General features: G+C 40.9%; 18 protein-coding genes. 11 read left to right on the top strand and 7 right to left on the bottom strand.

Annotated features, from left to right (window positions below; genetic code table 11):
* Positions 1 to 17 precede the first annotated feature (17 nt).
* Positions 18 to 929, bottom strand: coding sequence for a TIGR01777 family oxidoreductase (locus tag FZC76_RS12450; RefSeq protein ID WP_148988515.1), 912 nt, complete (start codon positions 927 to 929; stop codon positions 18 to 20).
* Between the two features lie 108 nt (positions 930 to 1,037).
* On the opposite strand from FZC76_RS12450, the gene recX reads away from it, so the two are divergent.
* Positions 1,038 to 1,838 (top strand): recombination regulator RecX, encoded by an 801-nt coding sequence (recX, locus tag FZC76_RS12445; protein WP_148988514.1) that lies wholly within the window; start codon positions 1,038 to 1,040, stop codon positions 1,836 to 1,838.
* A 27-nt stretch (positions 1,839 to 1,865) separates the two neighbouring features.
* Positions 1,866 to 1,994: a hypothetical protein gene (locus FZC76_RS23470; RefSeq protein ID WP_262372577.1), complete on the top strand. Its 129-nt coding sequence runs from the start codon at positions 1,866 to 1,868 to the stop codon at positions 1,992 to 1,994.
* A gap of 48 nt (positions 1,995 to 2,042) precedes the next feature.
* Here FZC76_RS23470 and FZC76_RS12440 read toward each other — a convergent pair whose 3' ends face one another.
* Positions 2,043 to 2,702 carry an SDR family NAD(P)-dependent oxidoreductase gene (locus FZC76_RS12440; RefSeq protein ID WP_148988513.1) on the bottom strand — a complete coding sequence of 220 codons (660 nt, stop codon included), beginning with the start codon at positions 2,700 to 2,702 and terminating at the stop codon, positions 2,043 to 2,045.
* Positions 2,703 to 2,786: 84 nt separating this feature from the next.
* Between FZC76_RS12440 and FZC76_RS12435 the strand changes: the two genes are divergently transcribed.
* Positions 2,787 to 3,131, top strand: a complete 345-nt coding sequence (locus FZC76_RS12435) for a YfhH family protein (protein ID WP_262372576.1) — start codon at positions 2,787 to 2,789, stop codon at positions 3,129 to 3,131.
* Between the two features lie 24 nt (positions 3,132 to 3,155).
* On the opposite strand, the gene FZC76_RS12430 is transcribed toward FZC76_RS12435, so the two are convergent.
* Together FZC76_RS12430 and FZC76_RS12425 are read right to left on the bottom strand one after the other, a co-directional pair.
* Positions 3,156 to 3,326 (bottom strand): YpzG family protein, encoded by a 171-nt coding sequence (locus tag FZC76_RS12430; protein WP_010198993.1) that lies wholly within the window; start codon positions 3,324 to 3,326, stop codon positions 3,156 to 3,158.
* Between the two features lie 81 nt (positions 3,327 to 3,407).
* Positions 3,408 to 3,572, bottom strand: a complete 165-nt coding sequence (locus tag FZC76_RS12425) for a small, acid-soluble spore protein K (RefSeq protein ID WP_010198995.1) — start codon at positions 3,570 to 3,572, stop codon at positions 3,408 to 3,410.
* Between the two features lie 134 nt (positions 3,573 to 3,706).
* Between FZC76_RS12425 and FZC76_RS12420 the strand changes: the two genes are divergently transcribed.
* Complete coding sequence (locus FZC76_RS12420) at positions 3,707 to 3,976, top strand: YfhJ family protein (protein WP_148988512.1); 270 nt, start codon at positions 3,707 to 3,709, stop codon at positions 3,974 to 3,976.
* Between the two features lie 32 nt (positions 3,977 to 4,008).
* On the opposite strand, the gene FZC76_RS12415 is transcribed toward FZC76_RS12420, so the two are convergent.
* Positions 4,009 to 4,995, bottom strand: coding sequence for a metal-dependent hydrolase (locus tag FZC76_RS12415; RefSeq protein ID WP_148988511.1), 987 nt, complete (start codon positions 4,993 to 4,995; stop codon positions 4,009 to 4,011).
* A gap of 84 nt (positions 4,996 to 5,079) precedes the next feature.
* On the opposite strand from FZC76_RS12415, the gene FZC76_RS12410 reads away from it, so the two are divergent.
* Positions 5,080 to 5,397, top strand: coding sequence for a hypothetical protein (locus FZC76_RS12410; RefSeq protein WP_148988510.1), 318 nt, complete (start codon positions 5,080 to 5,082; stop codon positions 5,395 to 5,397).
* A 16-nt stretch (positions 5,398 to 5,413) separates the two neighbouring features.
* Positions 5,414 to 6,520, top strand: coding sequence for an A/G-specific adenine glycosylase (mutY, locus tag FZC76_RS12405; protein ID WP_148988509.1), 1,107 nt, complete (start codon positions 5,414 to 5,416; stop codon positions 6,518 to 6,520).
* A gap of 42 nt (positions 6,521 to 6,562) precedes the next feature.
* Here mutY and FZC76_RS12400 read toward each other — a convergent pair whose 3' ends face one another.
* On the bottom strand, positions 6,563 to 6,787 hold the full coding sequence (locus FZC76_RS12400) for a hypothetical protein (protein WP_148988508.1): 225 nt from the start codon (positions 6,785 to 6,787) through the stop codon (positions 6,563 to 6,565).
* A 110-nt stretch (positions 6,788 to 6,897) separates the two neighbouring features.
* Here FZC76_RS12400 and fabL point away from each other — a divergent pair, with 110 nt between their 5' ends.
* The 5 genes from fabL (at position 6,898) to FZC76_RS12375 (ending at position 11,318) form a co-directional block, all read left to right on the top strand.
* On the top strand, positions 6,898 to 7,647 hold the full coding sequence (fabL, locus tag FZC76_RS12395; protein WP_148988507.1) for an enoyl-[acyl-carrier-protein] reductase FabL: 750 nt from the start codon (positions 6,898 to 6,900) through the stop codon (positions 7,645 to 7,647).
* A gap of 83 nt (positions 7,648 to 7,730) precedes the next feature.
* Positions 7,731 to 7,928, top strand: a complete 198-nt coding sequence (locus FZC76_RS12390) for a gamma-type small acid-soluble spore protein (RefSeq protein WP_148988506.1) — start codon at positions 7,731 to 7,733, stop codon at positions 7,926 to 7,928.
* Positions 7,929 to 8,105: 177 nt separating this feature from the next.
* Positions 8,106 to 8,357 (top strand): YgaB family protein, encoded by a 252-nt coding sequence (locus FZC76_RS12385; protein ID WP_148988505.1) that lies wholly within the window; start codon positions 8,106 to 8,108, stop codon positions 8,355 to 8,357.
* Positions 8,358 to 8,526: 169 nt separating this feature from the next.
* Positions 8,527 to 9,057 (top strand): nucleoside tri-diphosphate phosphatase, encoded by a 531-nt coding sequence (gene ntdP, locus FZC76_RS12380; protein ID WP_010199009.1) that lies wholly within the window; start codon positions 8,527 to 8,529, stop codon positions 9,055 to 9,057.
* Positions 9,058 to 9,572: 515 nt separating this feature from the next.
* A complete protein-coding gene (locus FZC76_RS12375) occupies positions 9,573 to 11,318 on the top strand; it encodes an ABC transporter ATP-binding protein (RefSeq protein ID WP_148988504.1) in 1,746 nt (581 codons plus the stop codon).
* Between the two features lie 246 nt (positions 11,319 to 11,564).
* Here FZC76_RS12375 and FZC76_RS12370 read toward each other — a convergent pair whose 3' ends face one another.
* The gene (locus FZC76_RS12370) at positions 11,565 to 12,662 is read right to left on the bottom strand and encodes an FUSC family protein (RefSeq protein WP_148988503.1); all 1,098 of its coding nucleotides are present in this window, start codon (positions 12,660 to 12,662) and stop codon (positions 11,565 to 11,567) included.
* Positions 12,663 to 12,842: the final 180 nt, after the last annotated feature.

The raw sequence follows: 12,842 nt of genomic DNA, 5'->3' as shown, positions 1-12,842 counted from the left end.
CTCCTAATTTTCTGTCATTACTTTGATTGTAATATGTCGGACAGAGCGTCATCAAGATGGGAAAATAAAAAATTATAGCCTTTATCTTCTAATACTATCGGCAGCACCTTTTGACCCTCCAGTACGAGCACACTCATTTCTCCAAGCGCCACCTTGAGAGCAAAACCTGGTGTAGGAAACCAGTGTGGGCGGCCCATAACTTTTCCAAGTGTTTTACCGAAATCTTTCATTTGTTTTGGATGTGGTGCGACTACATTCACTGGCCCTTCTACCACTTTATTTTCCAAGCTAAAAGCAATAGCGCCAACAACATCTTTAATATGCACCCATGACATCCACTGATCACCTGAGCCAATTTTTCCACCAACGAACATTTTGTAAGGAAGCATCATCCTAGGTAGTGCACCTTCTTCTTTATCTAAAATAATCCCGAAACGTGTAAGTACCGTACGGATCCCTTCTGTCTTTACTTGCTCTGCTTCCTTTTCCCAAGCATAGACGGTCGAAGCTAGGAAATCAGATCCAGGCGTCGTGTCGCCTTCGGTAAATGTATGCGTTTCTGAAGTTCCGTAAAAGCCGATGGCACTTGCGTTCACCAATACTTCCGGTTTATTTTCCAATGAGCCGATAATTCTATTTATTTCTTTCGTGGAAGAAATTCGACTCTTCACTATTTTCTTTTTCTGTTCTTCTGTCCAGCGACCGCTGTTAATGGACTCGCCGGCTAGATTTACAAAAGCATCCATGCCAACTAAACTTGTTTCCGGAGTGGAAGATTCTTTTAGCCACTCTACATAGGTGACATTTGCTTTTTCCTTTTTATTCGAAGTGTTTCGCGTTAAAATAAAGATGGAATGTCCTTTATCAATTAAATGGTCTGTCAGTGCTTGACCAACAAGCCCCGTACCGCCTGCAATGGCAATCTTCATCTATATCACCCTCCATAGAGAATATCTTACATACTATATTAGTTCTTTTCCCTAATTATCCTTTATTTAATACGGTGCAATGTGCTATGAAACGGAGTGAGAGCAAAAATGGGTAAAATAACAAAAATATCGGTACAGCAAAAAAACAAGGAAAGATTCAACATTTTCTTGGATGAAGAGTACGCGTTTGCTGTATACGAAGCGACGCTATTGAGGTTCCAGCTAGTAAAAGGTAAGGAACTAGATGAGCTGGATATAGAAGAAATCCTATACAGCGATCAAATTAATAAAGCATATAATGCTGCGGTCCACTATCTTTCTTTTCGAATGAGAACGGAAAAAGAAATAGAGGATTACCTAAAAGAAAAAGAATATGAACCGTTTATTAGTAAAGAGATTATCGTGAAGCTTAGGGAGCAGGGCTATTTAAATGACAGGGAATTTGCAAATGCATTTGTAAGGACTCAGGTGAACACTACCTTGAAAGGCCGAGGAATTATTGAACAGGAATTGCTTGAAAAGGGTGTAAGCAAGGATATTATTGTGGAGGTTCTTGAAGCGGAGTATAGCCAGGAGACAGAGCTTGAGCATGCGGTAAAGCTTGTGTTGAAGTATGCACCCAAATATAAAAAAGACTCTTTTAAAATCATGATTCAAAAAGTGGAGCAAGCTTTAGTGAGGAAGGGATATGCTTATTCCGTCATCCAAATAGCTTTGGAAGAGGCGGAACTTGAGGAAGATACATCAGAAGAGTGGGAAGCAATCACAAAACAGGCAGAAAAATACCACCGAAAGTACGCAGGGCTTGAGGGATACGATTATAAGATGAAAATGAAGGGCGCCTTGTATAGAAAAGGATTCGGGATGGATCTTATTGACCGGTGGCTGGAGGAGCATGAGGGGAATTAACTTTAATCAAAGGGTAAAAACAGCAAAATGGTAGAACACTCTTACTTAAGTGTACAAGTTTACTCGGAAAATGTAGAAGAAAACCCGGGAAATGTAGAAGTTCTATTCAAAGTGGTAGAACAATTAACTTTAGAGGTAGAAGTTACTACTCAATAATAAAGCAGCCGCTTGGGACAGACTTCGTTCCTAGCGGCTGCTTTTTAGTCATATCTGTATCTCCAACTGATTATCCTGAGCAACAATCATCTCAGCTACTTCTCTAGGAGATTTCAACCTAGCCTTGTCCTTAATATGATCAGTTTCATCCCAAAAAGGAGTGTCTATGCCGCCCATATAGGTTGCAATCACATGCACTTTTCCTTCTAGTTCTTTTTGCAGGCTTTCGGTAAAACCGCGGACAGCAAATTTACTTGCAACATAGACGCTTTCATTCACTTTCCCTTTTTGACCGGCAGTGGAGATGATGTTCATGATCTTGCTATTTTCGTGCTTTAACAAATGAGGAAGTAATTCTTTCGTCAAAAAAATGGTCCCAAGTACATTGGTCTGGATGGTTGTTTCAATCTCTCCATAATCTAAATTTGTTAACGGACCAAAGCAGCCTGCACCAGCATTGTTCAATAAGTAGTCGACAGTATGTTCCAAGGTAATCTTGCTAACCGTCTGTTTAACATTTTCTAAACTGCTAATATCCATCTGATAAGCGAAGGCCAGTGCTCCTAAAGATACAATTTCTTCTTTTACAGCTTCCAAGGGACCTAACCTTCTGCCAGTCAATATAATCGTGTAACCTTTTTTCGCATAGCATAGTGCCAATTCCTTGCCTAGGCCAGTACCTGCACCTGTGATCAGTATTGTTTGCATGCAAATCACCTTTTCATAATAGCTTTTTGTAATGTCAGAATCGTGCTATTCTTATTTTATATAGATTTTTTAGGGGGAAAGCAAGTGGAACAGGAAAAACGCTACAGTCAGATGACACCTCATGAATTGCATCAGGAAGTTGCCATGTTAAAAGAAAAGGCGCGAAAGGCGGAACAACTCGGTATTGTAAATGAGTTTGCAGTATTGGAACGCAAGATTACGATGGCAAAAGCTTATATGTTAGATCCGGAGGACTTCAAACCAGGAGATGTCTATGAAATAGAAGGCGATCCCGGTGTTCATTTTAAAGTTACCTATATGAATGGAGTGTTTGCATGGGGACATAGAATGCACGGCGATACTACTAGCAAAGAAGAAGAAGGATTGCCAATATCCATGCTCATGAACGAAAAAAGCAAAGAAGCATAAGGCCTCTTTGCTTTTTTGCAAGCTTTAAGATCTTTTTCTTGTTTGCACTTCTAAGATCTGGATATTCTGAGCTTGTTGCGTCTCACCGTTTACTTGACGGAACGAGTGCTTAGAATGTGCATTCGGCTGCGGAAACGGGTGGTCATTTAACGTAAAAGGATTACTGCGTGATGGCTTGTGATTTTGTTTTGCCATGATAACAACCTCCTATTAGTTAGGGTAGCTTCGAAGTTCCTAGCCAGAGCTAAAAACATGAAAAAGCCGTATCCACAAAGTTTAGAATGTATCTTCTTCTCTGGCACCGGAAGCACGCATGCGCTCCTGTGGATGCGTATTAATCGTTCCATTAGCACGCTTTGAAGCATATTCAGACTTTGCACGACCTTCCCCTTCGAACTTGTTGTCGTTAGGGTTTGGAAAGTTTCTCGCTTTGTTCCTCATGCGACTCGCCTCCTCGGTAAGTGGATGCTTGGCTGAGTTGCCTAACATCTATCTTTAATATTGGATTTTAGAAGTGATTATATGTAATGATAAGCATAGTGAAATTAAACCAAAACTAAAACGGAGTGTTTTTTATGGAACAATATTTTGAACGTCTGGCTGAACGTCTGATGGAAAAGAATGCTGCCTTACCTTATGATAAGGCGAGAACTTGGGTAGAGCTTTTATGGGAGGATTTTGAGAGTTCCTATGCTAAGGCAGGGTATGAATATAAGGGTAAGGATATGACAGAGAGAATGGTCATGCAAATCATTGACAGGCATGGAGATCGCCTTCATGAGTTTTTTTCGAATAATCCCAAGTACAAGCATTTATTGAATTCTGATGATCATCTGACACACTAACAGACCGCTCGCCCATCGTTTGGGCGAGCGGTTTAGTCTATATTTGGAATGATCTCTAGTTTTGTTCGTAACTTTTCTTCGCTGAAAATCCATCCTGTATACGAGCTGATAATATTCAGATTATGATCAAGCTGTACAATGGCTACAAAAGGATAATAATCTTTGCTTCGGTATCTAAGGTCGATGAAACGGACCTCATAATGGTCATCGTATTCTTCCATCTCCCACCGGTATACAGGAGAGAAAGAAAGAAATGCGGAAACATTGTCGTCGAATTTTGCCGCTTCAATAATGGCGTTTTCTGGAAGTGGTACTTTTTCAAACGTATCGTGAATGAAGATTTGATACTTGACTGCCCTTGCGACGTAAAAATTATCTTTAGTAGTAATGGCTAGATGCCATTGGTTCCAATATAGTGTCGGTGAAATGAGGGTCTGTTTAACACTTGGAATGATTTCACGCACTTGTTGCAACACTTTTTGCTGCATTCGATATCTCAACACATAATAGGCAATTAAAATGCCGTATATCGCCAGGAATGTGTAGCCTGGGTGAAATCCAACTCCCCAGAGGACCAGGCCGGCAATATGAAAGCCGAATATTACGGGGTCAAAGGTATTAATAATCCCGAGTGCCACCCATCTTTTTGTAAAAGGACGGAGCGCCTGTGTCCCATAAGCGTTGAAAATGTCGACAAAAACATGAAGGATTACCGCTATAAATGTCCAAATCCATAAGTAAAGAAAATTAGCTTCTGGTATAAACAAATAGATAGCCGGTGCTATAAGTAGCGGCCAGAGGCACACTGCTGGAATGGAATGAGTAATTCCACGGTGATTTCTTATATATGTCGCATTATTTTTGAATTTCAAGATGGTATCCGTGTCCGGAGCCTGTGAACCAATTACTGCTCCCATCATGATGGCTGTTGCTGTTTCAGGGCTACTTGCTACAAATGGATCAATGGTAGCCATGGATCCAATCGCTATACCCATAACAACATGTGTTCCAGTATCCAATGGTAGGCCTCCTTTCCGGCTGGTTAAAAAAACTTGCTCAATCTAATTTTTATTTAGTCTGATGCAAAAGGGGTGTTTTCAAACATGATAACAAAACAGTTGCATATTTTCATTCAATATCCTATAAAGGAAACAGTGACACTTCAATATGAAGCAACGATGCAGCGCGTTCTGCAAGCAATGAACCAAATGGGAGCAAATGAGTATCATTGGACAAAAGCTGGTTCTGAAAAAGGAGCGGCTTATTATCGGGAATCTTTTTTACTTCCAACTGAATCGCATTATTTTGCCATGAAAGCATTGCGAGGTTCTAATCAGAGCAACGTTTTTCATGAACTTTCCCAATATATTGATACAGAAGCAGGAACGGTTGAATATATAGGCTTGAAAATTTCTAGCTAAAAAATGGAGGTTTATTTTGAAAAAAGAAAGTACCCATCACGAACGACTAGATGACTTTGATATATATGGTTTTCAAAATGATTTAATTACTTGGTTTGAACGGGAGCAACGAGATTTGCCATGGCGTAAGGATCAAGATCCCTACAAAGTCTGGGTGTCAGAGATCATGCTCCAGCAGACGAAAGTGGACACAGTTATCCCTTATTTTAATTCCTTTATTGAACAATTCCCAAACATCCAAAGCTTGGCTGAAGCACAAGAGGACAAGGTGTTAAAGGCTTGGGAAGGTCTTGGTTACTACTCTCGTGCAAGAAATCTGCAAAGCGCGGTTAGGGAGGTCCATGAAAGCTACGGGGGCATTGTTCCTGATACGCCTAAGGAAATCTCCACATTAAAAGGAGTGGGCCCGTACACAACGGGAGCGATTCTTAGTATTGCTTATGGTGTTCCTGAACCTGCCGTGGACGGTAATGTCATGAGAGTACTATCTAGGATACTGTTGATTAAAGATGATATTGCCAAGCCTAAAACCCGGAAAATTTTTGAGGAAGTCATTCGGGATCTCATTTCAAAAGAGAACCCGTCCTTTTTTAATCAAGGGTTGATGGAACTTGGTGCAATGGTCTGCACACCAACTTCACCATCTTGTTTGTTATGCCCGGTTCGCGAACATTGCCGTGCTTTTGCAGAGGGAGTTCAACGGGAGCTTCCTGTAAAAACAAAAAAGAAATCAACGAAGCAGGTCGCACTTGTTGCAGGAATTCTCAAAGATAATGACGGACGATTTTTAATTCATAAGAGGCCAAGCGAAGGATTGTTGGCAAACCTGTGGGAGTTCCCTAATTTCGTGAAAGTTGATGAGCTTGGAACGGCGAAGCAGCAGTTACAGCAAATGATGAAAACGGAATATGATATGAATGTAACTTCTGGCGAGTATGTATGCGATATTAAACACGTCTTCTCTCATTTAGTATGGGATGTAAATGTTTACGTTGGAAGCTGGGAAGGAGAGCTTCCTGTGGGTAGTGATATTGTTGCTGTTACTGCAGAAGAAATGAAGGAGTATGCTTTTCCTGTTTCACATCAGAACATGTGGAAAGAATATCTTAAAACTGTAGAATGAAAAATGGAGGATCAACCTTTTTCGGTTGATCCTTTTGCATGTTCAGTCATAACTTATTCGGGTTCCATGTGTCCAATCTGCTTCGTGACGTTTAAATCCGCCACGTGCTTCGATTTCCTTCACAATCTCCATGTGAATGCTCTGACCTTCTGCATTTAAATATGGGACCATTTGTTGCAAGGAATGGTGAAAGTAAGCCAGTTCGCTGTCTTTCCATTCTTTTTTTGAATGCATCGATAGTTCGGTCATATCCCGTCCAACGTACATAGCTTCTGCCTCCTTTATGGCAATGTTTATGCTGTTATTGTTTGATGAATCAATAAGGCTTATACTGAAAGATATTATATATAGTTACCATACATAAAGGAGTAGAGAAAATGACTAACAAAGTGGCATTAGTAACGGGAAGCAGCCGTGGTATTGGAAAGAAAATTGCATTAGAATTGGCTAAAGACGGCTATAACATTGTCATCAACTATAATCGCAGTAAATCAGCTGCACAAGAAACAGCCGCCGAAATCGAGGCGCTAGGTGTAAAGGCACTGACTGTGAAAGCCAATGTCGGACAGCCGGAAAAGATTAAAGAGATGTTTGTGAAAATTGACGAAGAGTTTGGACGCCTTGATTTATTGGTGAGTAACGCCGCATCAGGTGTACTCCGCCATGTCATGGAACTAGAGGAGTCTCATTGGGATTGGACAATGAATATCAACTCAAAAGCATTGCTGTTTTTAGCACAGGAAGCTGCAAAAAGAATGGAGAAAGTGGGCGGAGGTAAGATTGTCAGCATCAGCTCTTTAGGCTCCATCCGCTATTTGAAAAATTACACGACCGTTGGAGTTTCAAAGGCTGCCATTGAAGCGTTGACTCGTTATCTGGCAGTTGAACTTGCAGATATGAATATTGTGGTGAATGCAGTATCAGGTGGGGCAGTGGATACGGATGCGTTGAAGCACTTCCCAAATAGAGAAGAGCTGCTTGAGGATGCAAAGAATAATACACCTGCTGGACGTATGGTGGAACCAGATGATCTTGTAAATACAGTGTTATTCTTATTATCTGAAAAGGCGAGCATGATTCGAGGACAAACAATTATCGTAGATGGTGGCAGGTCTTTACTCGTCTAAAATATAAAGAAAATATTTTTCAACTTTTTTGTCATAGTTTCCTTTCGAAATGGTTATCTTAAATTTCGTGGAGGTGATAAACAATGGCAAACAACAACCAACCAAACCAAGCTAAAACAGCTTCTGGTACAAGCATTCAACACGTTAAACAACAAAATGCTCAACAAAACCAACAACAATATGGTGCTGAGTATGCGAGCGAAACTAGCGCGCAACACGTGAAACAACAAAACGCTCAAGCAGCAGCGAAAAAGAACCAACAAAACCAACAACAACAATAATTAAGCAATAACACGAAGCACTCCTTATCAAACCGATAGGGAGTGCTTCTTCGTTGTTTAAAAAATTCCTCGACAAAACTTCCCTTTGCTCAACATATGTAGTCAAAGGGATTGGGAGGTGGGGGAAGAATGTTATGAGTAGAGGATATGGTATTTGGTAAGGAGGAGGATTTTGTGGTGGATAGGTTTGATGTAGCGGTGGCGGAGCAGTTGAAGACGATGGATAGATTATTGTTACTTCAGGGTGAGATTGAGCAGAATGAAAAGGTGATAGAACAGCTCGAGAAATTACAGGAAGAAGCTGCAAAGCTAAGAAAATTAAAAGAAGACATAGCGAAGATGAAAGAGGAATTAGCAGAAATTCAATCCATTTTTGAAACGCAAACAGAAGAGGCAATTAAATCTTTTCACTTGCAGGAGTCTTTCTAATCGAATAAATTCAGTTTAAATCAGAGTATATTTAGAGTGGTGGAGCTATCTTCTTTTCATAAAGATGGCTCTTTTGTTTTAAAATCTCACGGGAACCGTTATAATAGTAGAAAATGGTTTGCTTTTAGCTGAGAAGTGCGGGCATAAAATAGAAAGAAGGGGAAGAGGAATGGGTTGTCCCAAAGAAGGTGAAACAATACAAATACATAGCTATAAGCACAACGGTCACATTCACAGAGTGTGGGATGAAACGACTGTGCTTAAGGGGACGCAAAACCTTGTTATTGGTGGAAACGACAAAACCATTGTGACAGAGTCGGACGGTAGAACCTGGGTCACAAGAGAACCAGCAATTTGTTATTTTCATGGTAAGCATTGGTTCAATATCATCGGCATGATCAGAGAAGATGGAGTGTACTATTATTGCAATATCAGTTCACCATTTATAGCAGATGATGAAGCGTTGAAATACATAGATTATGACCTAGATATAAAAGTGTTCCCTGATATGACGTTTATCTTGCTTGATGAAGATGAGTACGAAAAACACCGTAAAGAGATGAACTACCCAGAAGTAATCGATAAAATCTTAAAGAGTAATGTTCAAACGTTAATTTCGTGGATCAGGCAGCGGAAAGGTCCGTTTGCTCCGGACTTTATTGATTTGTGGTACGAACGCTACCTCACATACCGAGGATAGTGTCATGCAAAAGGCAACTGGTAACTTGATATGCCAGGCCTTTTTTGTTTTATGGCTTGTTAATGAGTGTTTCCAAGCTGCTGATTGGAGCACAGTGCGAAGACTCCTGAGGGAGGTAGTGGTAGCTTGAGACCCTGAAGCGTTGGAAGCCACTGAATAACTGATAACGTAATTTTTTTTATGTTTCCAAGCTGGTGATTGTAGCAAATGGCGAAGACTCCTGAGGGAGATAGCACTAGGTGGAGACCCCGCAGGCGTAGCCGAGGAGGCTCCAGCAGTGCCCCTAGGAAAGCGAAGCCATTTGCGGAGATCAACAGCGGTGATTAGTGAAATCCTAAAATAACAGTCTTTTTCAGTGGCCTCTAAGCGTTGTGAGGAGGCTTAAGCACCAACCCTAGGAAAGCGAAGCCATTTGCGGAGATCAACAGCGGGGTTTATAAGAAACATACATGTTTCAAATTTAAAAGCGGAAGCTAAAAAGAGAAGATAGCAGGCATCATTTGGGAGGAAGTCAATTGGATAGTATAAAACGGTACATGCAATTTGTGAAACCGTATCGGTGGCAAATTGTCGGTACCATACTTATAGGAATGCTGAAATTTGGGTTGCCATTATTAATTCCTTTATTATTGAAATACGTAGTCGATGACATATTGCTTGTAGACGGCCGCTCAGCAGAGGAAAAAACGAACGAGCTGCTCATGATCATGGGCGCAATCTTTATTACCTTCTTGGTGTTAAGGCCGCCAATCGAATACTACAGACAATATTTTGCACAATGGACAGGCAGCAAGGTCCTATATGATTTAAGGGACAAGTTGTTCGATCATATTCAAAGGCTAAGCTTGCGTTTTTATGCCAACAACCGGGCAGGGGAAGTTATTTCAAGAGTCATTCATGACGTGGAACAGACCAAGAATTTTGTTATCACTGGTTTGATGAACTTTTGGCTTGACCTTGCGACCATTTTAATTGTAATCATCATTATGTTCCAAGTCGATATCACGTTGACTCTTGTGTCTATCATGTTGTTCCCATTTTATGGATTTTCGATTAAATACTTTTACAGTCGTCTGCGTCACCTGACAAGGGTGCGTTCACAGGCGCTTGCGGAGGTACAAGGGCACTTACATGAACGGGTACAAGGAATGCCAGTTATCCAGAGTATGGCGATTGAGGACTACGAGCAGGAGCAATTTAAAAAGCAGAACACAAATTTTTTGCAAAAAGCATTGGATCATACAAGCTGGAACGCGAAGACTTTTGCAGTGGTAAATACGATTACGGATATCGCGCCGCTTTTAGTAATTGGGTACGCGGGTTATCAGGTTATTAATCAGGGACTGACGGTAGGGGAAATGGTTATGTTTGTAGCATATATTGACCGCCTTTACAATCCGTTGCGCCGATTGATTAACTCTTCTACAACGTTGACACAATCTATTGCATCCATGGACCGGGTGTTTGAATTTGTAGATGAGAAATATGACATTACGGATAAGCCCAATGCCGTGGAATGTAAGACCGCACGCGGTGAAGTAAGCTTTGAAGATGTATCTTTTAAATATGAAGAAAACGAAGAGTATGTTTTGAAAAAATTGTCGTTGGAGGTACGGGAGGGAGAAACCATTGCCCTAGTTGGGATGAGCGGTGGCGGCAAATCGACCTTAGTAAGCTTGTTGCCACGATTCTATGATGTAACAGAAGGTAAAATTAAGCTCGATGGAGTGGACATCCGAGATGTTACCGTTCAGTCGTTACGGAAACAAATTGGAATTGTACTGCAGGACAGCATTTTGTTCAGTGATACCGTACGCGAAAATATTGCCCTTGGAAAACCGGATGCAACAATGGATGAAATTATCGAAGCGGCCAAAGCGGCCAATGCTCATGATTTTATCTCAAGCTTGCCTGATGGCTACGAGACGAAAGTGGGAGAGCGCGGTGTGAAGCTATCTGGTGGCCAGAAACAGCGTGTGGCCATCGCCCGTGTATTCTTGAAGAACCCGCCAATCCTTGTAATGGATGAAGCAACATCTGCACTTGATCTTGAGAGCGAACATTTGATTCAGGAGTCGCTTGAACGATTGGCGGCCAATCGGACAACCTTTGTCGTCGCTCACCGTCTATCAACGATTACGCATGCTAGCCGCATTGTGTTGCTTGAGCACGGTGAGATAGTGGAAGTAGGTCCTCATGAGGAATTAATGAGGAAAAAAGGTCACTATTATAATTTGTTTACGATACAGGAAATAAGTTGATTTTTCGTGAGCCAACCTTTAGCGGAGGAAAGTTTCTTTGCTGGAGGTTGTTTTTTTTATGAAAATGCATGTGGATGTTAGTGGTAGTTAGATGTTCTACCATTTAGTGGAGAACTTCTACCATTTTAGAGTAGTGTTCTACTGTTTAGAGCCGAACTTCTACATTTCCCGGATTAACTTCTACATTTAAGCAATTTTCCCCACAAAAAAACACCTCCCTGCCTTTTAAAAAAGCAGGAAAGTGTCCTATTCTTCTTCATTTGCTCCAATTTCAAACTCATTATCATCCACATGGTACTTTTGGAAGCTATCGATCAACTTATCTAAATGCTCCAATTGGTCGCTATAATCAATGATCTTAGAAACGAGCGGGAACAGGTGGTACCAGACCTCGACGTCACCTTCGTATTCACACCAGTTGTCTTTATGGACCATGAATTCGTCAATGAATTGTTGCTTATTAAAGCGTTCTTCTTCATACATTTCTGAAGTGTTGTGCTGTTTTATTTTGCCTACGAATTTTAACAAAATCTGCTCGTGCAAATTAACCAAGTGATCTAATTCTGCTTTAATGTAATGCTGGTATTCTACCGGCATGTGGTGCAGTTCGTTTTCTAACCGGTGAAGCATTTTTAAAGTATACAAAGCCCGGTTACTTGTAACAATCAGCTGTCTGAAAATTACAAGCTTACGTGCTTTTGAGCTTGAATTTTTCAATGTAGGGAAGTATGTCCGCTCTTCCTTATACAGCATGAAAAGTTGCTCAAGCTTCAGAACTCGTTGATGAAGCATTTCAATATCTGTTTTCAAGAGATGATGTTCCGTACCGTGACGCATATTGATTCGAATCCATTTTATAATGTCTTCTGTTGTTAATTTAACCTTGTAATAAAGCCTTGTTTCATATTTTGGTGGTAGGAAGATCAGGTTGACTAGAAATGCACAAAGGATACCGATCATGACGGTCGAGAAACGTACGAGCGCAAACTCAAAAAAGTTCTCCCCTGGACTTTCCATGATCGCGATAACGGTCACTAGTGCAAGTGGGATAGTGTTTTCAATTTTCAACTTTAAGTTAATGCCAATGACAAAGATGGCGGTCAAACCAATGATGAACGGGTCATGTCCGAATAATAAAGAGAAGATGATGGCTAAGATTGCCCCAATCAGGTTTGCCTGAACGTGCTCAATAATGGATTGATACGATTTATAGATGGATGGTTGGATAGCAAAGATCGCGGCGATTCCTGCAAAGAATGGCGTGGGGACGTTAAGCCACTGTGCCACAAACAAAGCAAGGGTAATTGCGATACCGGTCTTGACTATACGGGCACCAAGTTTCATTTTAAAATAAGTCCTTTCTTGTCTTTCCGATTTTAATAGCCTATAATTTCGAAAGTTAAACACTTAATAGTATATGTCGGAAGTGTGGTATTCATGTTATTCGATATTGTACTATACACCGTTTCCTTAAGTAGCGCAAGCGGAAATATGACAGAAAAAAGCCCGCAAATTGAAGTTTGC

The sequence above is a fragment of the Sutcliffiella horikoshii genome (assembly GCF_008180725.1).
GTDB lineage: Bacteria > Bacillota > Bacilli > Bacillales > Bacillaceae_I > Sutcliffiella_A > Sutcliffiella_A horikoshii_B.
Note: the sequence above shows the minus strand (reverse complement) of the source record. Positions and strands in the feature narration are given on the sequence as shown.

Coding starts and splice junctions, on each gene's coding strand:
- FZC76_RS12420 (WP_148988512.1), top strand. CDS start 3,707: ATGGAACAATATTTTGAACGTCTGGCTGAACGTCTGATGGAAAAGAAT.
- FZC76_RS12370 (WP_148988503.1), bottom strand. CDS start 12,662: ATGAAACTTGGTGCCCGTATAGTCAAGACCGGTATCGCAATTACCCTT.
- fabL (WP_148988507.1), top strand. CDS start 6,898: ATGACTAACAAAGTGGCATTAGTAACGGGAAGCAGCCGTGGTATTGGA.
- recX (WP_148988514.1), top strand. CDS start 1,038: ATGGGTAAAATAACAAAAATATCGGTACAGCAAAAAAACAAGGAAAGA.
- FZC76_RS12430 (WP_010198993.1), bottom strand. CDS start 3,326: ATGGCAAAACAAAATCACAAGCCATCACGCAGTAATCCTTTTACGTTA.
- FZC76_RS23470 (WP_262372577.1), top strand. CDS start 1,866: ATGGTAGAACACTCTTACTTAAGTGTACAAGTTTACTCGGAAAATGTA.
- FZC76_RS12400 (WP_148988508.1), bottom strand. CDS start 6,787: ATGTACGTTGGACGGGATATGACCGAACTATCGATGCATTCAAAAAAA.
- FZC76_RS12390 (WP_148988506.1), top strand. CDS start 7,731: ATGGCAAACAACAACCAACCAAACCAAGCTAAAACAGCTTCTGGTACA.
- FZC76_RS12410 (WP_148988510.1), top strand. CDS start 5,080: ATGATAACAAAACAGTTGCATATTTTCATTCAATATCCTATAAAGGAA.
- FZC76_RS12440 (WP_148988513.1), bottom strand. CDS start 2,702: ATGCAAACAATACTGATCACAGGTGCAGGTACTGGCCTAGGCAAGGAA.
- FZC76_RS12450 (WP_148988515.1), bottom strand. CDS start 929: ATGAAGATTGCCATTGCAGGCGGTACGGGGCTTGTTGGTCAAGCACTG.
- FZC76_RS12425 (WP_010198995.1), bottom strand. CDS start 3,572: ATGAGGAACAAAGCGAGAAACTTTCCAAACCCTAACGACAACAAGTTC.
- ntdP (WP_010199009.1), top strand. CDS start 8,527: ATGGGTTGTCCCAAAGAAGGTGAAACAATACAAATACATAGCTATAAG.